Below are 23322 nucleotides of genomic sequence, written 5' to 3' on the forward strand. Positions count from 1 at the left end.
GCGTCAAGATGGCAATCGAAACGACAGACACGCTGATCATCGGCGCCGGCCAGGCCGGCATCGCCATCAGCGAACACCTGAGCCGCCACGATGTGCCCCACATCGTGCTGGAGCGCCACCGCATCGCCGAACGCTGGCGCAGCCAGCGCTGGGATTCACTGGTCTGCAACGGCCCGGCCTGGCATGACCGCTTTCCCGGGCTGGAATTCGCCGGCCTGGACCCGGACGCCTTCGCGCCCAAGGAACGCGTGGCGGACTACCTGGCCGCCTACGCCCAAAAAATCAACGCGCCCATCCGCACCGGGGTGGAGGTGCTGCAAGTCAGCCGCCACCCGGACCGGTCCGGCTTCATCGTGGAAACCTCGGCCGGCGCCTTCCAGGCCGAACGCGTGGTGGCCGCCACCGGCCCCTTCCAACAGCCCGTCATCCCGGCCATCGCGCCCAAGGACGACACGCTGACGCAAATCCACTCCGCCCACTACCGCGCGCCGGAACAGCTGCCGGAGGGCGCGGTGCTGGTGGTGGGGGCCGGCTCCTCCGGCGTGCAGATCGCCGACGAACTGCAAAGCGCCGGCAAGCGCGTCTATCTCTCCGTGGGCGCACACAACCGCCCACCGCGCGCCTACCGCCAGCGCGACTTCTGCTGGTGGCTGGGCGTATTGGGCGAATGGACCGCCACCGCCCCCAAACCGGACGCCGCCCACGTCACCATCGCCGTCAGCGGCGCGCGCGGCGGCCACACCGTGGATTTCCGCGCGCTGGCGCAACAAGGCCTCACCCTGCTGGGCAGCGCCCAAGCGTTTGAACGCGGCGTGGCCCGTTTCGCCCCGGATCTGGCCGACAACCTCGCCCGCGGCGACGCCAACTACCTGGCCCTGCTGGCGGCGGCGGACGCCTATATCGAACGCAACCGGCTGGACCTGCCGGAGGAACCGACCGCGCGCCATATGCCGCCGGACCCGGAATGCGTGACCCGCCCCATGCTGGAGCTGGACCTGGCCGCGGCCGGCGTCACCAGCATCATCTGGGCCACCGGCTACGCAGCGGACTACAGCTGGCTGCAAGTCCCGGCCTTCAACGAACAAGGCCAGCCGCAACACCAGCGCGGCGTGTCCAGCGAGCCGGGCGTCTACTTCCTGGGCCTGCCCTGGCTGTCTCACCGCGGCTCCTCCTTCCTCTGGGGGGTATGGCACGACGCCCGCTTCATTGCCGATCACATCGCCACCCAGCGCCAATACGCCGCCTACCGCGACGCCGGCCAGCGCGCACAACCTTAACGGAGCCCGCCATGACCCACACCCGCATCCGCCCGTTCAACACCCGGCAAACCTATCCGGAGCAAAATCTGGACAACGATCTGTGTCAGGCCGTGGTGGCCGGCAATCTCGTCTTCCTGCGCGGCCAGATCGGCCAGGACCTGGACAGCCGCGAATCCGTAGGCATAGGCGACGTGGCCGCCCAGGCCGAACAAGCGATGGCCAATGTAAAACTGCTGCTGGAAGAAGCCGGCAGCGAGCTGGGCGACATCTGCAAGATCGTGATCTACCTCACCGACCCACGCTACCGCGAAGCCGTTTATCTAGTGGTGGGCCGATGGCTGAAAGGCGTCTATCCGGTGTCCACCGGCCTGGTGGTGTCGGCGCTGGCGCGCCCGGAATGGCTGGTGGAAATCGACGTCACCGCCGTCATCCCCGAGGAACGCCGCCGATGACCTTCTCCATTGCGGCCCGCTGCCGGGACAGCGGCATGGTGGGCGTCGCCATCGCCTCCTCCAGCATCTGCGTCGCCAGCCGTTGCGCCCATGTGCGCGCCGGCGTGGGCGCCGCGCTGAGCCAGAACGTCAGCAACCCGCTGCTGGGCCCGCTGGCGCTGGAACTGATGGCGGCCGGCGGCGCGGGCGACGCGCTGCGCGCCGGTCTGCTGGCGGCGGACCCTCACCTGGAATGGCGGCAACTGGTGCTGGCCCCGCTTCAAGGCCGCCCGCAAGTGATCACTGGCCGGCACGCGCTGGGCCTGCATGGCGCCGCCATTGGCCGCGACTGCGCCGCCGGCGGCAACCTGCTGGCCACGGCCGAGCTGCCCCAAGCCATGGTGGCCGCCTACGAAGCCGCCGGCGGCGGCCTGCCGGAACGCCTGCTGGCGGCGCTGCAAGCCGCAGTGGACGCCGGCGGAGAAGCCGGCCCCATCCATTCCGCCGGCCTGCTGGCCACAGCCGATACCGCATGGCCGGCCATCAATCTGCGCATAGACTGGAGCGAGGGCCAGCCGGTGGCGGAACTGGCCGAGCTATGGCGCCGCTACCAGCCGCAGATGGACGCCTATCTTGCCCGGGCGCTGACCCCGCAGCATGCGCCCAGCTACGGCGTGGCGGGAGATCCATGATGCAACGCTACAGCTCGCTAGCCATGCTGGAGCGGCTGGTCGGCTTCGACACCGTCAGCCACCGCTCCAACCTGGAACTGATCCACTTCGTGCGCGACTACCTGGCCGGCTGGGGCATCTCCAGCCAGCTGATCCGCAGCGAAGACGGCGGCAAGGCCAACCTCTACGCCACCATCGGCCCCGCGGACCGGGGCGGCGTGATGCTGGCCGGCCACACCGACGTGGTGCCGGTGGACGGCCAAGCCTGGAGCGGCGATCCCTTCCGCCTCCAAGTACGGGAGCAGCGCGCCTACGGCCGCGGCAGCGCCGACATGAAAGGCTTCATCGCCGCCGTGCTGGCCGCCGTGCCGGACTTCGCCGCCGCCCGGCTCTGCACCCCGCTGCACATCGCGCTGAGCTACGACGAAGAAATCGGCTGCATCGGCGTGCGCCGGCTGCTGGACGTGCTGGGCGGGCTGCCGGCCTTGCCCAGAATGGCCATCGTCGGCGAACCCACCCTCATGCGCGTGGTGGCCGCCCACAAGGGCAAGCTCGCCTACCATGTGCGCCTGCGCGGCAAGGCCGGCCATTCCAGCCTGCCCCAGGCCGGCGTCAATGCCGTGGAATACGCGGCGGAACTCATCGTCTTCATCCGCCAACTGGCGCGCCGGCGCGCGGCGGAAGGCCCATTCGACCCGCTCTACCCCGCGCCCCACACCACCCTACACGTGGGCGCCATGCGCGGCGGCAGCGCGCTCAATATCATCCCCGAGCACGGCGAATTCGAATTTGAAATCCGCCACCTGCCGGAAGACGGGCCGCAAACGCTGCTGAACGCCATCATGGACTTTGCCCGCCAACAACTGCTGCCCGCCATGCGCGCGGTGGACCCCGACGCCGACATCGTCTTCACCGAACGCAGCGCCTACCCCGGCCTGCTCACCGCACCGGACGCCGACGTGGTGCGCTTCGCGCAATCGCTGCTGGGCGACGCCCGCGCGCCGGCCAAGGTTTCCTTCGGCACCGAAGCCGGGCTGTTCTCCCAACAAGCCGGCATCCCCGCCGTGGTGCTGGGCCCCGGCAGCATCGCCCAGGCACACCAGCCGGACGAATGGCTGGCGCTGGAACAACTGAGCGCCTGCGACACCCTGCTCGCCGCGCTGCGGCGGCGGCTGAGCGAGCCCGCGCCCTGACCCTAATCCGGCCGCATCGGAACCTTCCCGCGCTTGCGGGGGCCTACCACGCTTACATCCCGTTCCGGAAAGCCCCGCATGAACCCCGATACCCCACAGGCCCAGCGTCTGAACGCCGCCATCGCCTGGGCGCACAGCCGCCCGGACGTGGACGCGCTGATCCTCACCGGCTCCTTTGCCCGCGATGATGGCAGCGCCGACATCCATTCCGATCTGGACCTGGAAATCATCGGCCCGAACCCGGCGGCTTTGGCCGCGGGCGACGGCTGGCTGCGCGACATCGGCCCCCTGCTCACCGTGCTGCGCCTGGGCGAAGGCCAAGCCTGGCCCACCCGCCTGGCCATCTACGGCGACGGCGTCAAAATCGACTTCACCCTGGCCGGCCCCGCCCGGCTGCAAGCCATTCGCGAGCATGGGCTGGACCCGCTGTACCAGCGCGGCTACCGCGTGCTGCTGGACAAAACCGGCGTGGCCCAAGGCCTGCCCGCGCCGCAAAGCCGCCCCGCCGCGCCGGCCCTGCCCAGCGAGAAACGCTTCCGCGAACGGGTGGAAGAGTTCTGGTTCGAGGCCTTTCACATCCCCACATACCTGGCGCGCGGCGAGCTGTTCGTCGTCAAACTCCGCGACTGGACCATGAAGGAACTGCTGCTGGAAATGCTGGAATGGCATGCCCGCAGCCGTCCCGGTGCGGCGGCGGACTGCTGGCATATAGGCACCCGGCTGCAACACTGGGCCGAGCCGGCACACTGGCAGGCGCTGCATCAGGTATTTGGCCGCTTCGACGCCGCCGACGCCGAACGCGCCTTCCACGCCACGCTGCGGCTGTACAGCCAAGTGGCGCGCGAAGTGGCCGCCCGCGCCGGCTTTGACTACCCGGCAGCGGTGGAAGCCGGCATCCGCGACTTGATCCGCGCGCCGGCGTAAAGCAACGATCCCACGATGCCCCTTGCCCACGCGCTGCGCCAGGCGGCGGATTTTCCGTGGGCTTGACCTTTGTCCATGGTTAGATAGAATCCTCTATCTTTCAGGCGTTCGCTTCCGTTCGCCTGTCTTCAGTCCAGCCACGCGCCTCCTCACAGTGGAAGCGCGCCAGCCAAGCCATACAGCCAAGCGCCGCGTCCCCCGCGGCCAGATACTTTGTCAGGAATAAGATGCGTATCCACGCCCTTCTGCTGCCGCTAGCGCTATACAGCGCGGCAGCCTCGGCGGATTCATTTTCCCCCTCTCACCCGGCGTTCAAGCAAATCCACCAATCCATAACGGACAGTTTGCGCATGCAGCAACAACTGATGCGGATGCCAAACCCGCCCGATATGTTCAAGAGAGAGAACAAAGAAGCATCGCCGCCTCAGGACGAGGTGGAGAAGGTTGAGCGCCGGCAGGCTGAGCCGGTGATGACACCGCAACAGCAGCCACGCCCTGATGAGCAGGCGAACAGCGATTAAATCGATGGCCTTTTCGACATCGCCCGCGCCGGCGCGCGGCAGACATTGAACGGGCTCTTACAACGGGGCGGTTTCGCTGACTTCATGCTGAAACACATAAGGATCGGACAACAGCTCAAACTGCTCATCGTCCGGGTAAGTGACGGCGATATGGTAGTTGTCGCCGGCAAACGCCTTGACCGCCTCCGCCTTGACCGCCTCCAGATCCCTCCAGTAAGTCGCCAAAAAGAAATGCGTCCACTCCCCCTGCTCTTCCTGGCGGACAAAAGCCCCCAGGTTGCCGGCAATGCTTCTGGAGTGCTGGACGCCGGTCTGTTCCAGGTGCGCGGCAAACCCCGCCTCATGCCGCCGCGGCACACAGCCATGCCATGTTCTGACAATCATGTTCAAGCTCCGTCTGAGATGGAACGATCGATTCTAGCCCGCCGCCACCAACACCCCCAGCCGGCTTGCTCCGCTCAGCATGCCGGCTGAAACGCGACCGCCGCGCCTTGACCCTGCCCGCATAGTCGGCAACAATCCCCGCGTGCCGCAAAACACGGCACCGAGATTGGCATCTCGAAACACCTCACGACCCAAGCATGCGCGTCAACGCGCATGCTTGCGCTTTGCCATGCTTTAACGGCAGGTGCATGGTGGGAGAGCGCTACGCGCTCGCCGGGGTTCGTGAGGCTCGGTAATGCCAATCCCATCACGCGCCTGCCAAATCCTCTACCGGATAGGCAGCTTGTTAATCTTGTTTCATCGCAGGAGTAACGACATGCCGCAATCTCTCTTCCCGCGCCGACGGCGCTACCGCACCCCGGCCCTAGAAACCCAGGAAGTCCTGCTGCCCTTCGTCATCCGCCTTCCCGGACGCACCTATCCGCATTACTGGCACATGCCGTCCGCGCCGGCCACCCCCGCCCAGGCCCAGGCCTACGGCCGGGAATGCGCCGCCCACCTGCTGCAATGGTTCAAGGACAACCCGGCTTACGTGGGCCAGGGCCTGCTCAGCCGAGTCGCCCGCGACATCGACTTCAGCCGCACCGAGCAGCGCGGCTACTGGCTGGGCTTTTTCAACCACCTTGAGCGGCTGATCTCGCTCAGCGCAAGGCGGATGAATGTCTACGCCTACACCGACCATCAGAACCGGATGATGGACGCGCAGGTGGAGCGCTCCTTGCTGGAGCGACAGGTGTTGAAGAAGAGTCCGTAAAGGGAGGCCCCCGGCGGGAGCCGGGGGCATGGGCTTACTAAGCGGAAAAAAACGGCTTCCTGCCTAAACAAGCATCCAACGGCCATGCGACAGCTAGCTCGCCGATACGCACATTGCTGCTGAGCAATAAAAAAAGCCGGTCTTTAAGACCGGCTTTTTCATTTACTCGACATCTATGCATACGCAAAAAGCCCCGTACGGGGCTTTTTTATTGCAGCGATAATGCTTAGAGCGGCTGGATCGCGGTTGCAGCCGGGCCTTTCTGGCCCATTGCTCGGGTGTAGCTTACTTTTTGACCTTCATGCAGGGACTTGAAGCCGTCTGCGCGAATTTCGGAAAAGTGAGCGAAAAGATCATCGCCGCCATTGTCCGGGGTAATAAAGCCAAAACCTTTTGCGTCATTGAAAAATTTAACGATACCAGTTTCCATAATTCACTCCTTGGTGTTCAGATTAAGGGCAATAAATTGCCTGAAAGCATGATAGTCAAGGAATAGATAAGGAAACAAAGCAGACCAACTTGTATGGACAACTGAGGTATCGATAGATATAGCGCTTGAAAATCGCGACAAGAATACTCGCAAAACACCGGCTTGGTCAATAGCAATATTTGAATTTTGCAATTTGAGCAGGAATTTGTTGCCAAAAAGCGAGCAGTAGCCAAAGACAAACCGCGCTGGGTTTGCTAGATGTGGGCATGGCTTCCATCCCCACAACCGTGGGGAACACTGGGCGGCAGCCGGCCTGCTGACACGCGGGGGCGGTTCACTCCCACCCCGTGGGGAACACATCAGTTGCTCAGAGAGGTCATCTGGCAAGTCCGGTTCATTCCGATACCAAAGCCAGCAACGCCGACCACAGGCTTTGGCCGCACTACACACCAGTTGCTCCAGAGATTGCCAGGCCCCATTGCTAACCGCTTTGATTCCAAAACGGTTTTCACTCAATAATGATTAAGCACCGTGCAGGAATACGTGAAATTCGCCTGTACGTATGGCAAGCCCTCAGAGGAGTGCCCACGCAGGAAGTGGCGTCCTGCCTGCGCGGTGCTTCCTCCTTTACTACGGCGAACGCGTCACCCCACATCCATGGGGAACACAGTACTGCTACTGTTACACGGCTCATCCCCGCCCCCGTGGGGAACACGATCCGCTGTATGCCACGTCCGAGTAAGTCACCGGTTCATCCCCACAACCGTGGGGAATACCTGCAGCGAGTCGGCATCTCTACCTGCGTCGGCGGTTCATCCCCACACCCGTGGGGAACACAGCGGCCCGGAGCGATCAAACATCATAGTGCCCGGTTCATCCCCACACCCGTGGGGAACACTGCTAGGAATTTAGCTCCTGGCTGGCTTCTTACGGTTCATCCCCACACCCGTGGGGAACACCACCTGTTGCGCGCTACACCATTGCGGACATCCGGTTCATCCCCACACCCGTGGGGAACACAATTGCAACATCGCCACGAGATAGGCGGAATGCGGTTCATCCCCACACCCGTGGGGAACACAAAAAGACGCTTACCATCGTCAAGCCTAGCGCCGGTTCATCCCCACACCCGTGGGGAACACCGTTACGGGCGATGCTGTGATAGTCGAAATCGCGGTTCATCCCCACACCCGTGGGGAACACACCCACGGCCCGTTTTGTGCCGCCTTACTGGTCGGTTCATCCCCACACCCGTGGGGAACACGCGATCATCTCCGCGCGGGCTGCGCCAAAGGTCGGTTCATCCCCACACCCGTGGGGAACACCTTGCCCGTCTGAACGCGCTGCCAGAACTCGGCGGTTCATCCCCACACCCGTGGGGAACACCAGATAATCTCGTCGTGCCGGCGTTGCTCGCGCGGTTCATCCCCACACCCGTGGGGAACACACCATTTACAAGAGATTGATTTTAAATACGAAAAATGACACCCAAAAAGCCACCAACTTTTATCGCTTGCTAGCCGGGTTCTCGCGGTGCGGGAAATGAGGCCGATGCCTCGACGGCGTCATCGGTTGGCAGAGGTAGAAAAGAAACCAGCTGTGCGCCGTCGAAAGCCACCGGCATGCGGCGGTTGACGCCCAGGGTGACAAAATCGAAGCCGGCTTCAGTAGCGGTTTGCCAGGCCATGACGGCATTGCCATCTTCCAGCCCGGTTTCCACTTGCTGCCACAAGTAGTCGCGAATCTTGCGATTGTAAGCGCCCACATAAACGCCGGCACGGATTTCCAGCAGCCAGATGGCCAGCCGGCCGCGCAGTCTGGGGGGAGCGTTTTCAAGTACGATGACCAGCATCTCCCAACCCTTCCTCCTCAGGGAAAGCGGCTTCCACCACGCCCTGCTGCTGCGGCGCGTCCAGACCACCGGCGGCCAGCAGCGTTTCAATGTCCGGGATGATGCGTTCCAACAGCCTGGTTTTGCGGAACATGTCGCGGCAGCGCTGCCTCACTTCCCGCTCCACATTTGCCGACGGCTTGGCCGCCACCGCAAACGCCACCGGCGCCACGGTTTCAAATTTGTAGATGTCGGCCACATCGTATACGAAGGACAGCGGCTTGCCGCTGTGGATGAAGCCGATGGCGGGAGCGTAGCCGGCGGCCAGCACCGCCGCTTCGGCCACGCCATACAGGCAGGCGGTGGCGGCCGACAGGCAGCGGTTGGGGACATCGGCCTGGTCCCAGTCTTCGCGGTCGTAATTGCGCGCCCGCCATTTCACGCCATAGTGCTGGGCCAGTTGCTGGTATAGGGCGCGCACCCGCGCGCCTTCAATGCCGCGCAATTGCTCCACGCTGCGCCGTTGCGGCGGTTCCTCTCCAAACCGGCGGCGGTACATTTCCCGCACCACTTTGAGCCGGGCGTCGTCGTCCAGCGCCAGCCGGGCCTGATAGAGCAGGCGATCGGCCCGCGCGCCGCCGGGCTGGCCGGCGGAATAGAGCCGGACGCCGGCCTCGCCCACCCACACCAGCAGCGTGCCCACTTGGGCTGCCAGCTTGCAGGCGGCGTGGGAGGCGCGGACGCCGGGTTCCAGCATCAGGCAGGCCACGCCGCCCACCGGGATGTGGGTGCGCACGCCGCCCGCGTCCACGGCGACAAAGGCGCCGTCCAGCACGTCCAACTGACAGCGTTCGACAAACAGCACCGACAGCCGCTCCTTGATGGGGAGCGGCTTGAGCGGCGGCAGCCATTGCGCCATCGCCGCCGTCCTTAAGCCGGAGCCAGGGACAGCAGGCCCAGGCCCATGGCCTTGGCGTGCCCCAGGCCGGCGGCCACCGCCGCGCGCAGCCGTTGGGCGTTGTCCACCGCCAGCACGCCGTCGAAACGCGCCGCTTGCAGGGTGATGACGCCGCCCGGCTTGCGCAGCCGCCACTGCTGGCTGAGACTGCGCTCCACCCGCTGCGGCACGGCGCCGGCCTGCTGCAACTGCCGCGTCAGCCAGGCCAGTTGCTCTTCTTCCCGCAGCAGACCATAGCGTTTGCCGCCACGGGTGACGGTGGGATTGGCCAGCAGGCGGAAACGATAGCGGCGATCCGTCTCGATCAGTTGCTCCAGCGGCAGCGGCTTGCATTGTACGGCTCGCACTTGCGCCAGTGCCTGCCAATGGCCAGGCTCCGGCGATTGCAGCAGCAATACGGCTACGCCGGCTTCTGCGTCGCAGCGTTCCAGCCGCCACAGAAAGCGCGGCGGGATATCGTCGGCCGCGGCGACGAAGGCGCGGCATAGGCTGCGGTGCATGTCGTAGGCATTGGCCAGATCCCGCCGCGCGGCGGGGTGGCCGGGGTCAAGCGTCAGTTGTGTCAGGTACATCCGCCACCTCCGATTTGACAAAGCGGGGGCCGAAGCGGCGTTCGGCAAACGGCGCCACGGGTTGGTCCAGCCTCACCGCGCCTTCCGACGGATGTTCCAACATCAGGCGCAGCGGCTGACCGGCTTGCTCGCGCTGGGGCGGAGCCAAGCGCGGCCAACGATGGCGCAGGCAATCTTCCAGCTCATGCTCCTGCACGCCCTCTTCCAGCCAAACCGGCTGCGACGGCGGCATGGATTTGCGGCCTAAGGCCAGCGGCCAATGCGGCTGACGCAAGGCTTGCTGGATATGGCGCAGCAGGCCGGCGTTGCCTTCCAGCCCCACCAGAAACACCGCGTCGGCCAGGTAGTAGCGGGGGCTGATCACGGTGCGCTTGAGATCGGCCTTGCCTGAAGCGAGCAATACGCCGGTGGCGGTTTGGTAGTCGCGCATCAGCAGGCCTTCTCTATCCACCCGGACCCCCATGCGCAGCGCGGCCAGATCGTCCACCGCTTGCGCGCGGTCGCGCCCCAGCGCAGCGCAGATCAAGCCGATAACGCCGGACTTGGAGGGTTCCAGACCGCTGTCGCGTTCGTCGAAGCGGCTGGTGGTGCCCCAGGCTTGCATGGGGCCGGCCAGCCTGAGCAGCAGGGTGGCCATATCACCGCTCCCATGCGGCGCCGGCCTGTTGGGCGGCCCAATCCGCCAGCGCCGCCAGGCTGGTTTGCCGCTCGCCTTTGGCCTGCGGCCAGGCGTCGGTCAGGTCGATATAGGCCCAGGCGTCGCGCGCGTCGCCATAGGGACCGGCCAGCTTGTCATCGTAACCCGCGAGCGCCGCCACGGATTGGCCGGTGAGTGCTTCGCCGTTGCGGGCGTAAACAGGTTTTTCAAAAGCATTGGCCAGGTTGAGCGGGCTGGCATGGCGGACGGCGATGCCGATGAAGCTGGGCGGGTTGTGGGCGGCAAAGGTGTTTTGCTTGCCGCTGGGAATGGCGCGGGCCATGGCTTGCACCAGCGCGCGCACGCCGGCGAGCGCCAGCTCACGGTCGCCTTGCAGATTGCCCGCCAGCTTGGCCGGGTCCAGCGCGGCGTAGCGGTAGAAGGTGGCGGAGTTGAATTCCACCTGGCCTATCATGCCGGCGCCGGTTTCATCGGCACTGCCTTTGTCGTCCACGGCGGTGAAGTAGTCGAAGTCACGCACCACTTGATGGGTGCTGATGGCGTGCGCCACCTGGCAGGCGGCATCCTGGTTGACTTCCGGCAGGTCCGCCAGCATGCGGCCGAACAAGGCCACGTCCAGCGCCTTGCCGCCGTTCATGATGGCCTTGGCCTGTTTGGCCAGTTCCGGCGGCACATTGGCCTTGACGTCTTTCTTGCTCTTTTTCTCGCCATTGGCCGACGGGGCCAGCTCATCCCAGTGGGCGTGAATCAGGTTGGCGAAGCCGTCTATCTCCTGTTGGCCCAAAAAGAGCAGGTATTCGGTCTTGCCGTCTTCCTTGAGTTTGAGCCCGGCGGCGGCCAATGCGCTTTCAATGCGGCCGTCCAGTTCTTCCCCGGCCAGGCCGAAACGCTGCTGGAGTTGCTCACGCAGCAGTTCCAGCAGTTTTTTGGTGCGCACGCCTTGATTGGCGGCGGGAAAATCCGCTTGCCGGCGTACCGCGCGTTTGAAGCACTGACTGCTGACGCGCGCGCGGCGGTAGCCGCCGAAAACGGCGTCCTTGGGCGCGCCGGTATCGTCGCGGTTAAGATTGGACGGCGCGAAGTTCTGAATCAGATGAAATTCGATAAACAGACTCATGGCTCTCTCCATACGGGGCTGGGGTTCAGTCGTTCAGGAGGGCGGATTGGCGATAAAAGTCTCGCGCCCAGTTACGGCGTACCAGGTCGCGGCCGCTGACGCCGTCGTAGCGCTGCGGCTGCCAGGACGATAGCCAGCGGGCCAGATCTTGCAGCAGCGCGGCGTAGTCCAAGCCTTGCTGCTCAGCCGCCAATAGCGAGAAGGCTTGCCTCAGATAGTTGGGCAGTGTTTCCGGTTCGGCATCCAGCAGCGTGACGAAGCGCTGCTCCAGGCTGGCGCTGTCCCGCTGCCGCCACAGCGCGCCAAAGGCCTGGGCAAAGCTGCGGCCGGTTTGTTGCTTGGGCAGTTGGGCAAACAGCGCGGCGGTCAGGTAGAGCGCGCGGCGGAAGCTATCCTCGGCATGGCTGTCCGTTGGCACAAAGCGCTCGACATGGGGGTAGGCCGGCGGGTAGGCGCCCGGCGCGAAACCGGCGCTGCGGCGCAGCTCGGCCAGTGCGCCGCGGTTGCGCTCCGCCAGGGTTTGCAGGTGTTTGACGAAGTCCTGCGCCAGTTCAGACATGATTGTTCTCCTCTTGCGTGGATGCTTGGGTCAAGGGACGGATCAAAGCCAGGTAGCCGGGCTCGGCCAGCGCCAGCGCTTTCAGCGCGGCGGCGTTGCCGCCCAATTGGCGGCAAGCGGCGTCCCAGGCCAGCTTGGCCGCACGGCGCAGCGCGTCCCGCCAATAGGCGTCGGCGTGTTCCAACGCTTCCGCGCCTATCCGCTCCAACAACTGCGGCCAGCGGCTTTCCAGCGCGCTGAAGTAGGCCGCCGGCGCCGGGCCGGCGTCCAGTTGCGCCCGCGCCCGGCCTCGCGTGTCCTTGTGGCCCGGGTCTGGCATGACGGCGGCCAACATGCCGGCCATGACCAGGCGCAGCTTGCTGTACAGTTCTTCGGCTTCGCGCAGCTTGCCGCGGACTTCTTCCGCGCCCTCCGCTTGCTCCAGCACGCGTTGCGGCAGTTCAAAACGCTCGGCGCGCCAGCGCTCCAGCTTGGCCTGATTGCTGGACAGACCCAAGATCATCACGCTCAGCGGCTCGGTCTGCCCCAGTCTGTGCTGCAAATGCCGGGCCCAGCCCAAGGTGGCCGCCGCCAGCGAATGCGCTTTGTCGTCGGCGGGGTTCGGCGGCAGCAAGGCGCCCAAATCGCGCCAAAACGCCCGGCCCTCGCCAAAGCTCAGGCGCACCATATTGTTGACGCCCATGCGATAGCTGGCCATGGCGTCCGGCGCTTGTTCGTTGTCGGCCAGCGCCAACCCAGCGGCAAAACGCAGCTGCCGCACAGTGACGCCATCAGGCTCGGGCAGCAGCAACACGGCACGGCTCAGCCGGGTGTAGCGGTCGTTGTGGCCGCTGGCCAGCGTGGGTTCGGCGCGTAATTGGGCTATGGTGGGCTGGGGTTTTTCCCAGGCAGGCAGGTCATCGTCCGGCCCCGACGGGTGCAGGGCCAACAACAGGGTTTGCGCCAGGGTTTGCCCTACGGGCAGACTGGCGGCGGTATTGGCCAGCGGCCCGGCCTTGTCGGAATCGCGCAGGGTTTTCACCAAGCCACCTGGGGTGAACTGCAAAAAGCCCAGCAAATGGCGTAGCGCTTCGGCAGCGGGAATGGCGGAGGGTTGACTATCAATAGAATGATCAAAGAGCACCGGGCTGTTGCCTATGCTGCTGGCCAGGGAAATCTGCGACCAGGGCTTGGCCTTGTCGCGAGTGGCTTCGTCTTGGGCCAGGGCCGCCACCTGCATGAAGGGGCGTTGCGGATCAAACAGATTGAAGACGCCGCGCCAATGCTCCAGGTAGTCGTGAATGGCGGCCACCGGCAGGCCTTCGCGGTAGCCGCGCGCCAGATCTGCACTATCCCAGCGCCCAAAGCCGCGCCGCAGCGCACGGTTGAGGATGGCCAGCAGCAGACGGTACTCGGCCAGCAGGCTGGGCGGCGCGGTGTCGGCCAGGGCGGCGATGCGGTCGGCATCGGCGAATAGCTGCACCAGGCCGATCTCGGCCACGCGCCCATCCAGGTAACGGACCGGGAGCCAAGCGGCGTCCAGTAGGTTGATGGTTTTATTCATAAACACCCCCCTTCGCGAATGCCATGGACATCAATCTAACAGATGGCGGGAAGGACCGGCCACTAGATGGCTTCCCTGCCTGAGCTGTACGCCATCTTCGTTTCTCTCACCAATTGAGAACGACAATGCCAGTAACACTTAAAGGCAACTTGTTTTGCACCCTAGCTATATGTATGATTTCATTACTTTTTAAGTGCCTTGTAACACAAATAAGGAACGCCATGAGCGAAACGACTTTTACTTTTCGTGTCGATGAGTCACTAAAACAAGAATTTGCCAAAATAGCCAAGCTTCGAGACCGCACTGGGGCTCAGTTGCTCCGTGACTTTATGCGTGATGTCGTACGGGAAAATAAGGAGGTTGCTGAATATGAGCAGTGGTTCCGTCATCAGGTTCAGCAGGGTTTGGACCAGGCGAACTCCGGAGAGCTGGTAGAAGGTGATGAGGTAGACGCGCGTTTTGCAGCTAAAAGAGCAGCGTTGCGCCGAAGAATGGCTGAACGATGAAATTGGTGTGGACGCTTGAGGCGGTGTCAGATCGCGAGGCTATTTTTGACTATATTGCAACCGACAATCCAGTAGCCGCTCTTGATCTTGATAAGCATTTTGAGCAGCAAATTCTTCGGCTGCTTCAGCACCCAGAGTTGGGCCGTGCAGGGTGTGTTGCCGGCACACGGGAGTGGGTGCTTCATCGCCACTATATCTGCGTTTATGATGTGACAATAGATCAACTTCGGGTACTCCGAATTTTGCATGTAGCCCGACAATGGCCATGAATATTAGATTTATTTAGGGTCTGTTGACGTTTATTTTGCCGCTACGCTAGACAAATCTCTGCTCATGGCAAAATCATGACATGGAAGTGCGGCAGCCATGCCTCCTCCCTTATTTCTGTTTCCCATAAACAAGCCCCAAGCGCGGGTCCAGCGATACGCGCACCTCCCCCATCTGGTAATCACCGTCCTTCGTCAACGGCAATACATGGCAATGACTGAGCAAGGGATGCTCGCTCAAAGCCGGATACTCAGGTTGCTCCAGTAAATGCAGGACCAGCTGTCGGCGCGACAATTTGATGTGCCGTTCAAACAGTCTTTGGGCAAGCGCATCCGACACGGCTTGCTGCGGATCGAACGATGCGCCATCCGGCTCAGGCCGCCAGCGCCCATCGGCATAGACCCAGACCGGAATCACGGTCAGGCTGTCATCCCCCAGCCGGGTGCGGTTGCGCAAGGCCAAGGTATCGTCTTCATCAGCGCCATGCGGCTTGCCGATGTAAGCGATGGCGGCCTCACTCTGTAGATCCAGCGCAATCTGCTGCGCCAGCTGTGCCTGAAAATTGGCCTTGGCACCATGACGGGTGCGTTCCACCATTTCAAGCCGTTCGCGCAAGGCCTCCGGCAAATGATCCAAATCCGGCCAGGGCGCGTACACCGCCTGCACCAGGCGGTCGATGTCCTGCGGCAGCCGCCAGACTGGCTCGTTTTGCAGCACGGCCCAGGTCACCAGGCAGAGGTAATCGCCATACACCCGTCCCCAGCCGGTCTGTTCCAGTTCAGGCACCACATCGGCTAGCAAGCCGGCCACTTGCAATCGTGGTTGCACGTGCGTCGCCGGGCGTTGTTTGCGTTGATGCCAGTGCAAGCGGCCGGCGCGTTGCAATAGAAGGTCGACGGGACAGAGATCGGAAATCATGAAATCGAAATCAATGTCCAGGCTTTGCTCCGCCACTTGCGTCGCAATCAGCAAAGCACGCTTGGGACGCGAGCCCATGGCGGGAGAGGAGCCGAAAGTGGACAACACTTGCTGCTCCAGCTGCCGACGCTGCTCGGCGGGGAAGCGGGCATGAAACAGCAACAGCATGCCATCTGACGGACAATATGGCCGCAATAGCTGGTACAGCTGCTGTGCCCGGTCCACGGTATTCACGATGACCACGCCACACCCGCCCTGCTCCAAGGCAAGCCGCGCGGCGGCGGCGATGTGGTCCAAGCCCTCCGGGAGGCCGGTCACGGCGATAGGCTGCTGTTCACGCGCGCTAAAGGTGGCGCCACGCGCTCCGGCGTCATCCACCAGCAATATCCGCGGATAGGCCGGCGACGGCAGCTCGCGCTCATCCACGCCCCAGGCCTGCAATAAACGCGCGCGCCGTGTATCCGGCAAAGTGGCGCTCATCAAGATGACCGAGCAACCCAAGGCTTTCAGCCAAGCCAGCAAGGTTTCAATCAAGCGACCGGTATAGGTGTCGTAGGCATGCACCTCGTCCAAAACCACCACCTTATTGGCCAGCCCCCATAGCCGGACAAAGTGATGTTTGACGTTCAATACAGAAAACAAGGCCTGGTCCACAGTGCCCACGCCATAGGGAGACAACAAGCCGCGTCGACGTTGGGCAAACCAGCCGGAGGAGCCCACCGCGTCATTACCATGCTGGTCCCAGATCTCGCGCAAATGCGCAACGGTCTGATTCATGGCGGCCCCGCCATGCAATAGCTGGATATCCTGCCGCTCCCCGGAGGCGAATGCGCGCAGAAAGGCCAAGGTCCGCTCGAACATGGCATTGCCGGTGGCTTGGGTAGGCAGCGCCAGATAGAAGCCACGGTGATGTTGGCGCGCCTGCAAACGCAAAGCCGCAATAAAGGCCAGTTCGGTCTTGCCTTCTCCCATCGGCGCTTCCACCAACATTAGCGCCGGGCCGCTTCCCTGAACCAACAAGGCGTCGCCGGTTAGTTGCAGCGGCCTCGCCTGTGCAGAGGCCTCCACGCTCAGCAGCCGCGCCAATATCGCGTCACAAGAACAGGCCTGTTGGTGCAATAAGGGCCGGCTGGATGGCCAGCCCAGTTTGTCAGGGGAAGACAGCGCCGATTCCGCCAGACGTCTGGCGGCGTGATAGTGGGCGGATGGCGTATCGCCCCGCTCTCCAGGCGGAAACCAGTCCGCATTAGAGCCGATCCAGTCGCATACGCTAGTCAGACCGGCCAGCCACTCCACTGCAAGCAGCGGCAATGGATGATCCGGCGGAACATCAGACGGCGCCAGGGTGTGCCAATAGGCCTGGAATAGACTCTGCCTTGTCTGCTTCCAAATGGCCGGTTCACGCAGCGGAGCACCAGCGCCCAAGGAGGTAAAGTTGAAACCGTGGTGGGCGCTGACAGCCTGTGCCGCATCCTGCGACCATAATCTCGGTACGCCCTCGGCCTGCAACAAGCCCGGCAGCAAGGCCACACTGGCCAAGTCATGCCGGTCTTGCGCCAGCGCCACCACCGATGAGAATGGCAAGCCGGCGCGCTCAACTTGTAAGCGCCCGGCTTCCCACTTGGCCTGAAACCCCGGAGTGGCTTTGCCGAGATCATGCAAACCCACCAAGGCGGCCAGCCACCCATTCAGGGACTCTGACGGCAGGCCAAACCAGTCCGGAGCCGTCTCTGGCGCAGCCAGACACCACTCCAACAGCACGGAGGCCACGGCAGCCACATCCAACATGTGACACAACAGGCCATGCCCACCCTCTTCGCCACTTTTGGCCCATAAGCTGCGCACCGCCACACTCAATGATGTTTCCATGCACTCAACCCTTGCTGCCGCTCGTACCTAAACAACGGCAGCGCTTCAGGGCCGCCTTGGAACTCAAGACAAAGCGGAAACGGATAGCCGCCTTGATGAGTGCTCAATTATGCCAAAAGCAACACCGATAAGCGAAGGAACGCGTTTGACATTGCGCAAGGCAAGCCGGACGCGAGTCGATCAGGCCGGTTCTAACGCTGGCGTTCGCATAGACAGGCAATTTAGGCATGGAGGCAAGACGCGGCCACCCAAGCAGCCCCTGCCCCTCATTCCCCTCGCTTAAGCTGCTCCAACATCTCCTGCCACAGCTCCCGGTACACCGGATTGCTGGCGCCTTCTCCATGTCCGGGGTTGTCGGCGTTGGGGCGGCGTATCGGTTTATTCAGCGCAAACTGGTGGTCGGCCGGGATGCGCATCGCGTTATAGGAAGTGCGGATGAGATCGGCAAAGCGCTCTTGCACGTGATAGGTGCCGAACAATCTGTCCGGCGGCGTGGCGCCGGGAGAGGCGTACCAGGAGGCGATGCGATTGTTGGCGCGCATGTCCCAGCCGCCGGAAAAGTCGATCACGCCTCTGACCGCCACGCGCTTGGCGATATAGGCGGCCATGCCGCCGCCTTGGGATTGTCCGGACAGCACGATCTTGCTCCAGTCCGCGGCTTGCTTGTCCAGGTACTGCTCCCAACGGCCTTGAGGATCGGTCTTGGCCAGGTAGCGCAGCAGAGCGGTCAGTCTATGGACAATGGCGTCTTTGGGTTTGTCCTGGATCAGCGGAGTGGCGTTTTCCCCAAAGGCGCGCTTCTGGCGCATTTGTGCCGCGCAGTCCGGATTGGTCGCCAGCACCGGCCGGGTGCAAACCTGGGAAACGGCCGGCGTGTCGATGTAGGACAGGATGATGAAGCGGTAGCCCTGAGCCAGGGCGGTGTCGATGAAAGCCTGTTCGCCCACCACGGTGCGCGTGGTTTCGCCGCCGGTTCCAGGCAGGAAGACCAGCAGCGGCCCGCGTCCGGCCCTCTCCGTTGAAAAAACGATGTGCGGCCCGCTGTTCGCCACAATCCCGCCATCGGTATCCGCGGGAAGAATATCCTTGCGGACAGCGTCCGCCCATGTGGCCGTGGCGATACTGAACAGCAGCGCCGCCGCGGCCGTCTTGCCGGCCCATTTCCAAACTCTCATTGCATTCCTCGCATCTTCAATAAGAGCGGCTAACAAGCTCAGTTTCACGTCTGAGACCAGGCGCGCCGCGCAGGCATTACTTGAGTACGGCAAGTCGGCGCAACGCGGTATCAGGGGTTTGTCAGCCGCTCTGTAAGTGGGTTGAATTGCCCCGACGGCCTTGGGCCTACGTGAGCCCTTGGCTAGTTTTCTCAGAACCTGTTCAAAGTCTGCTGCGCTTCGTGAAGCGTTGCACGGTGAGTACAAGCTCAAAATGCTCATGTACCACCTGTACATTCCGCTTTTTCGCTCGTTTTCGCCTTGTCTCGCCCTTGCTCGCGAGACTTTGAACAGGCTCTAAGAATCGGTTTACGATCTGCTGCGCGTCGGCGATACGGCGTTGAAAACAACTTCAGAATGCTCATGTACCCCTTGTACATTCCGTCTTCTCAGCCGCTTTCGCCTTGCCACGTTCTGGCTTGCGAGATCGTAAACACGCTCTCCGACTCTACTCGCGCTGTCCTGCGCGCAAAAGCGCGGCAAGGCGGATTTAGGCCAAGAATTTGTTTACAATTGTTTACATCGAAAAGTTTAAAAACAGCAAGACAAGGCACAGACCGTTGGACAAGCGGAAGGTAGGCACGGCGGGGTCTTCATCAAGACTTCAGGCGCGCATCCCAAGGCACGTCCCGCACGTTGAGTATCCGGCAGGCGCCGGCGTCCGGATGGAGGGGGTTGAGCAGGTAGTTGTGGGCGTTGGGGGCCACCGCGCTGGGCACTTGCAGCGCGGCGGAGGCCTGACGTTGCAGCCAGTGATGGCCCAGGCCCTGGGTGAGCGCGGGTTGCAGGGTCCAGTCAGCCGGCAGGCTGGCCTGGTCCAGCGTCTGCACCAGCCGGTCCGGCAGTTCCACTTGCAGCAGGGTGAAGGTGGCGGGCAGGACGGCCACTTCCAGGTGCACCAGCGCTTCCAGCATGGCGCTGGCCGGGTGGTCCGCCAGGTAAACGATGGGCTGGCCGGCGGGATGCCAGCGGCCGGGCCAGCGCAGCCCGCCCAGGCCCTTGAGGTCTGCGTAGCGGCTGATGCGCCAGGCAATCACGCCGCGTAGCCTTCGTTGGCTTGGGCGATCAGTTGTTCCACCAGCCGCGCGCCGGGCTCGGTATGGGCCATGTCCAGCGGCGATTTGCCCTCAAAGCGGTGCAGCGGCTTGCGCAGCCATTGGGCGGCGGCGTCCTTGTCGCCGAACAGGTCTTCCGCCAGCAGCAGCAGCTTGGCCACGCGCACGCCGCGTTCGGATTCCTCGGTGTTCAGCGTCTGGCCCTTCTTGATGCGATGGGACAGGGTGCGCGGCGGGATGACGAACTCCAGTTCGCCGCGGCTGAGGCCGGCGTCCACCAGGCGTTCCAGCATGCCGGTGTCCACGCCCAGCTCCACCACTTTGGCCACGTCGAAATCGTTGAGCATTTCCTGCCCCACCAACACGCTCAGTTCCTGCAACAGGCTGTGTTCCACCATGGGCGGGACCGGCGTCTCCGGCACGAATACTTGCAGCGCTTTCATGGCCCCTCCTTGATTTGGCAATTTGCTCATTTATTATCGGCATTTTGCCAAAACAAAACAAGGGCGCGGCTTGGCCGGCTTCCCTCTTCTGACTCTAAGAGCCGCTAACAAAACCTCGCAGAGAACCTGAGCCAAGGCGCGCCGACGCAGGCAGTACAAGTAGTACGGCAAGGAGGCGCAACGCAGGATCAGGGGTTTTGTTAGCGGGTCTAAACGCAACAGAAGCTGCACGCCGGACGCTTGGATTAGGCCGACCCGATCTTGACGTTTGAAAGCGGCAATGCGGATTTTATGTCTTTTACATTGCGCGGAGCATGAAAAAACCTCATATCGGCCCCATGCCCGGCCTTGGCACCCCGCCTTGCCCCGCTTGCCCGGACATACACCCTATGTTCCCGCTTTGCGATGCAAAAATAACCATTAGGACTATCGGCGCGGCGTGAATTATGATTGCGCCTATTCAATGAACGTCGCACCGCTTCCGCCTCCGCACGAGGAGGGGCGCTGGCATTGAAACACTCCGTCATTCCGGCCTGTGGGCCCGTTCCCGATGTTCCAGAGTCCCGGCCCAAGCTGGAGTCCGTGCCGGCACGAAGCGCTGCGTCTTCACACATTGATGCAATCGCCAATTCCTAGGCGTTTGCTATGAAAAAAGATGAATATCAGCGCCTATGGGGGGCATTATGTTAAGTCAATTCACGATCGGGCAGCGCATCGCCGCGCTGGCGGGCAGCCTGCTGTTTGCAGTGGCTCTGGTGGGCGGTTCCGGCTGGTGGTCGCTGAACCAGATGGATGGCGAGCTGACCTCGCTGTTTGACCAGAAAATCGCGTTCCGCTACCAGATGAACGCCATGCAAAGCAATATGCTGCACATCCGCCAGGATGAGAAGAACATCTTCATCAGCATCGGCAATCCGGACAACTCGGATCAGAGCATCCAGACCAATAAGCAGTTGCTGGACAAGCACATCGCCGAGTTCAAGAACCAGGCGGCCACCGCCAAGTCCATGGCCATGGCCGCGGATCACCAGAAAACCTTCGACAGCATGCTGACCGGCATCTCCGGCTACGAGCAGGGCATGAACGGGCTGTATCAGAAGATCGCCAGCGGCGAGATCAGCCGGGCCAATGTCGGCGACGCCGGCATCACCCCGTTCAAGCCCAAGCTCTACGAGGCGCGCGACGCGCTCAACAGCCTGAGCAAGCTGGCGGACGAGTCCGCGCAGTCCGCGGAGGACGCGCTGGCGGTCAGCATGAAGAACACCCGCAATATGATGCTGACCATTCTGGGCCTGGCCCTGGTGGTGGGCGTCGCGCTGGCCTTCGCCATCGTCCGTTCCATCACCCGTCCCTTGCAGGCCATGCAGCAGACCATGCGCCACGCGGCGGAGAAGAACGACCTGACGGTGACGGTGGATCAAACCGGCCGCGACGAGGTCAGCGAAACCGGCCGCGCGCTGGCGCAACTGCTGGGCAATCTGCGCGCCTTCCTGCAGCAGACCCGCGAGGACGCCAAGCAGGTGAACGACACCGCCCACGCGCTGTCCGGCGTGTCCAAGCGCATTGCCGAGGCGTCCCAGGTGCAGACCGACGCCTCCTCGTCCACCGCCGCCGCGGTGGAGGAGATGACGGTCAGCATCAATCTGGTGGCCGAGCACGCGGTGGAAATGGCCGGCGAGGCCAAGAGCAGCATGAACGAGGCGGTGAGCGGCAGCGAGGTGGCCGGCCAGGCCGCGCAGCAGATGTCCGAGATCGCCAGCGTAATCAGCCGCTCCGAGACCATCATCATCGGCCTGAACCAGCGTTCCGATGAGATCGGCAACATCGTGGACGTGATCCACGACATCGCCGAGCAGACCAATCTGCTGGCCTTGAACGCGGCCATCGAGGCGGCGCGCGCCGGCGAAACCGGCCGCGGCTTCGCCGTGGTGGCGGACGAGGTGCGCAAGCTGGCGGAACGCACCGCGCAAGCCACCGGCGAAATCTCCGAAAAAATCAAGGCGGTGCAAGGCGACACCACCACGGCGGTGGCCAGCATGCGCGAAGCCACCGAACGAGTGGAAACCGGCGTGGCGCTGAGCGGCACGCTGTCCGAGCGCCTGGCGCAGATCCGCGTGCTGTCCACCCGTCTGCTGGAGAAAACCAGCGAGATCGCCGAGGCGATGCGCGAGCAGAGCACGGCCAGCAACGACGCCGCCAAGAACGTGGAGCGCATCGCCAATATGGGCACGGAAAACGGCTTGTCGGTGGAGGAATCCTCCGCCATGGCGCAGCAGTTGTCCGGCCTGGCGCATGGCTTGGATGCGGCGATCAACCGCTTCCGCGCGGATTAAAAACAAGAAGCTCCAGCCCTTGAACGCCTTCTAAACATCCAGCCTCTCAAGCTTGAGGGCGCGTCCGGCTTGGTCCGGGCGCGCCCGCAGAACGTGTTTACAATCTCGCGAGCAAGAGCGAGACAAGGCGAAAACGAGCGAAAAAGCGGAATGTACAAGTGGTACATGAGCATTTTGAGGGCGTTTTCAACGCTGTATCGCCGAAGCGCAGCAGATCGTAAACAGGTTCTCATGCCACAATCCAGGTTTTCGCCCGCCCTCTTCTTCCCATGTCCGTCCTCGAGCCGCTGTACGCGCCGTTCGCCCCCTCTCCCGCCGTGCTGCTGTGGCCGGCGCTGTTCCTGTTGCTCAGCCGTCAGTTGCGCCGCCGCGCCTGGTTCTGGCCCTATGTGGCGCTGTCGTTGCCGGGCACGGTGCTGCACGAGCTCTGCCACTTCCTGGTGGGCTGGCTGCTGCGGGCGCGGCCCAGCCGCTTCAGCGTGTGGCCGCGCCGCAACGGCCGGCAGCTGACGCTGGGTCAGGTGGGCTTCAACCGGCTGACGTGGTGGAACGCGCTGCCCATCGGCATTGCGCCCTTGCTGTTGCTGCCGCTGGGTTGGGGCCTGCTGGCGCTGGCGGCGCGCTGGCCGTGGCTGAGCCCGGCCGCGGCCGGACTGGGCTTTCTGGCGGCGCAGTGCTGGGACGGCTGCCTGCCCAGCAGCACGGACTTGAGCCACGCCGGCCGCTCCGCCCTGGCTTACGGTGCGCTGGCCTGTATCCTGTTTGGCGCTTACGCGCTGCTGCATTACGGTTTCCGCGCGCTGGCCGGACAATAAAAAAACCGCCGGTTTCCCGGCGGTTTTGTGCGAATGG

24 protein-coding genes and 1 CRISPR repeat array are annotated in these 23322 nt (G+C 63.4%); of the genes, 11 read left to right on the plus strand and 13 right to left on the minus strand.

Translation table 11 applies throughout. The annotated features are described in order from the left end of the window. Window positions 1-8: 8 nt before the first annotated feature. From DB032_RS10950 to DB032_RS10975, 6 genes are all read left to right on the plus strand, one after another. Entirely contained in the window at window positions 9-1277 is a 1269-nt protein-coding gene (locus DB032_RS10950) for an NAD(P)/FAD-dependent oxidoreductase (RefSeq protein WP_107799514.1), read from the plus strand. A gap of 11 nt (window positions 1278-1288) precedes the next feature. Next, window positions 1289-1711: a RidA family protein gene (locus DB032_RS10955; protein WP_107799515.1), complete on the plus strand. Its 423-nt coding sequence runs from the start codon at window positions 1289-1291 to the stop codon at window positions 1709-1711. Then, window positions 1708-2382 (plus strand): DUF1028 domain-containing protein, encoded by a 675-nt coding sequence (locus DB032_RS10960; protein ID WP_107799516.1) that lies wholly within the window; start codon window positions 1708-1710, stop codon window positions 2380-2382. Before DB032_RS10955 ends, DB032_RS10960 begins: the two co-directional genes overlap by 4 nt. Continuing rightward, a complete protein-coding gene (gene argE / locus DB032_RS10965) occupies window positions 2379-3554 on the plus strand; it encodes an acetylornithine deacetylase (protein ID WP_233246684.1) in 1176 nt (391 codons plus the stop codon). Before DB032_RS10960 ends, argE begins: the two co-directional genes overlap by 4 nt. 78 nt (window positions 3555-3632) lie before the next feature. Next, a complete protein-coding gene (locus tag DB032_RS10970; protein WP_107799518.1) occupies window positions 3633-4478 on the plus strand; it encodes an aminoglycoside 6-adenylyltransferase in 846 nt (281 codons plus the stop codon). Window positions 4479-4705: 227 nt separating this feature from the next. Beyond that, complete coding sequence (locus DB032_RS10975) at window positions 4706-4999, plus strand: hypothetical protein (protein WP_107799519.1); 294 nt, start codon at window positions 4706-4708, stop codon at window positions 4997-4999. 57 nt (window positions 5000-5056) lie between these two features. Here DB032_RS10975 and DB032_RS10980 read toward each other — a convergent pair whose 3' ends face one another. Further along, entirely contained in the window at window positions 5057-5383 is a 327-nt protein-coding gene (locus DB032_RS10980; protein WP_107799520.1) for a hypothetical protein, read from the minus strand. A gap of 376 nt (window positions 5384-5759) precedes the next feature. Here DB032_RS10980 and DB032_RS10985 point away from each other — a divergent pair, with 376 nt between their 5' ends. Further along, the gene (locus tag DB032_RS10985) at window positions 5760-6197 is read left to right on the plus strand and encodes a hypothetical protein (RefSeq protein ID WP_107799521.1); all 438 of its coding nucleotides are present in this window, start codon (window positions 5760-5762) and stop codon (window positions 6195-6197) included. 226 nt (window positions 6198-6423) lie between these two features. Here DB032_RS10985 and DB032_RS10990 read toward each other — a convergent pair whose 3' ends face one another. The 8 genes from DB032_RS10990 to casA form a co-directional block, all read right to left on the minus strand. Next, window positions 6424-6627 carry a cold-shock protein gene (locus DB032_RS10990; RefSeq protein ID WP_107799522.1) on the minus strand — a complete coding sequence of 68 codons (204 nt, stop codon included), beginning with the start codon at window positions 6625-6627 and terminating at the stop codon, window positions 6424-6426. Between the two features lie 686 nt (window positions 6628-7313). Further along, a CRISPR array of direct repeats spans window positions 7314-8074; the repeat unit is 29 nt; unit sequence CGGTTCATCCCCACACCCGTGGGGAACAC. Between the two features lie 69 nt (window positions 8075-8143). Further along, on the minus strand, window positions 8144-8479 hold the full coding sequence (cas2e, locus tag DB032_RS10995; RefSeq protein ID WP_107799523.1) for a type I-E CRISPR-associated endoribonuclease Cas2e: 336 nt from the start codon (window positions 8477-8479) through the stop codon (window positions 8144-8146). Next, window positions 8460-9377: a type I-E CRISPR-associated endonuclease Cas1e gene (gene cas1e, locus DB032_RS11000; protein ID WP_107799524.1), complete on the minus strand. Its 918-nt coding sequence runs from the start codon at window positions 9375-9377 to the stop codon at window positions 8460-8462. The genes cas2e and cas1e overlap by 20 nt, the downstream gene beginning before the upstream one ends. A gap of 11 nt (window positions 9378-9388) precedes the next feature. After that, window positions 9389-9988, minus strand: coding sequence for a type I-E CRISPR-associated protein Cas6/Cse3/CasE (cas6e, locus tag DB032_RS11005; protein ID WP_107799525.1), 600 nt, complete (start codon window positions 9986-9988; stop codon window positions 9389-9391). Then, window positions 9963-10625: a type I-E CRISPR-associated protein Cas5/CasD gene (gene cas5e, locus DB032_RS11010; protein WP_107799526.1), complete on the minus strand. Its 663-nt coding sequence runs from the start codon at window positions 10623-10625 to the stop codon at window positions 9963-9965. The genes cas6e and cas5e overlap by 26 nt, the downstream gene beginning before the upstream one ends. Before the next feature lies 1 nt (window position 10626). Then, window positions 10627-11763 carry a type I-E CRISPR-associated protein Cas7/Cse4/CasC gene (gene cas7e / locus DB032_RS11015; RefSeq protein WP_107799527.1) on the minus strand — a complete coding sequence of 379 codons (1137 nt, stop codon included), beginning with the start codon at window positions 11761-11763 and terminating at the stop codon, window positions 10627-10629. 25 nt (window positions 11764-11788) lie between these two features. Continuing rightward, entirely contained in the window at window positions 11789-12322 is a 534-nt protein-coding gene (casB, locus tag DB032_RS11020) for a type I-E CRISPR-associated protein Cse2/CasB (protein WP_107799528.1), read from the minus strand. Then, entirely contained in the window at window positions 12315-13865 is a 1551-nt protein-coding gene (casA, locus tag DB032_RS11025; protein ID WP_107799529.1) for a type I-E CRISPR-associated protein Cse1/CasA, read from the minus strand. The genes casB and casA overlap by 8 nt, the downstream gene beginning before the upstream one ends. Window positions 13866-14086: 221 nt before the next feature. On the opposite strand from casA, the gene DB032_RS11030 reads away from it, so the two are divergent. Both DB032_RS11030 and DB032_RS11035 read left to right on the plus strand, forming a co-directional pair. Continuing rightward, window positions 14087-14371, plus strand: a complete 285-nt coding sequence (locus DB032_RS11030; protein ID WP_107799530.1) for a CopG family ribbon-helix-helix protein — start codon at window positions 14087-14089, stop codon at window positions 14369-14371. After that, window positions 14368-14640, plus strand: a complete 273-nt coding sequence (locus DB032_RS11035; RefSeq protein WP_107799531.1) for a type II toxin-antitoxin system RelE/ParE family toxin — start codon at window positions 14368-14370, stop codon at window positions 14638-14640. The genes DB032_RS11030 and DB032_RS11035 overlap by 4 nt, the downstream gene beginning before the upstream one ends. A 109-nt stretch (window positions 14641-14749) precedes the next feature. Here the strand turns inward: DB032_RS11035 and DB032_RS11040 are convergent, their stop codons facing one another. The 4 genes from DB032_RS11040 to DB032_RS11055 form a co-directional block, all read right to left on the minus strand. Then, window positions 14750-17425, minus strand: a complete 2676-nt coding sequence (locus DB032_RS11040) for a CRISPR-associated helicase/endonuclease Cas3 (RefSeq protein ID WP_107799532.1) — start codon at window positions 17423-17425, stop codon at window positions 14750-14752. A 266-nt stretch (window positions 17426-17691) separates the two neighbouring features. Further along, window positions 17692-18600, minus strand: a complete 909-nt coding sequence (locus DB032_RS11045; RefSeq protein ID WP_199225876.1) for a hypothetical protein — start codon at window positions 18598-18600, stop codon at window positions 17692-17694. Window positions 18601-19235: 635 nt separating this feature from the next. Beyond that, window positions 19236-19676, minus strand: a complete 441-nt coding sequence (locus DB032_RS11050; RefSeq protein WP_107799533.1) for an RES family NAD+ phosphorylase — start codon at window positions 19674-19676, stop codon at window positions 19236-19238. Next, a complete protein-coding gene (locus DB032_RS11055; RefSeq protein WP_158274289.1) occupies window positions 19673-20137 on the minus strand; it encodes an antitoxin Xre/MbcA/ParS toxin-binding domain-containing protein in 465 nt (154 codons plus the stop codon). The genes DB032_RS11050 and DB032_RS11055 overlap by 4 nt, the downstream gene beginning before the upstream one ends. Before the next feature lie 683 nt (window positions 20138-20820). Between DB032_RS11055 and DB032_RS11060 the strand changes: the two genes are divergently transcribed. Next, a complete protein-coding gene (locus DB032_RS11060; RefSeq protein WP_158274290.1) occupies window positions 20821-22470 on the plus strand; it encodes a methyl-accepting chemotaxis protein in 1650 nt (549 codons plus the stop codon). A 269-nt stretch (window positions 22471-22739) separates the two neighbouring features. After that, window positions 22740-23285: a hypothetical protein gene (locus DB032_RS24140; protein WP_107799536.1), complete on the plus strand. Its 546-nt coding sequence runs from the start codon at window positions 22740-22742 to the stop codon at window positions 23283-23285. Window positions 23286-23322: the final 37 nt, after the last annotated feature.

The organism is Chromobacterium sp. Panama (genome assembly GCF_003052555.1).
Lineage (GTDB): Bacteria > Pseudomonadota > Gammaproteobacteria > Burkholderiales > Chromobacteriaceae > Chromobacterium.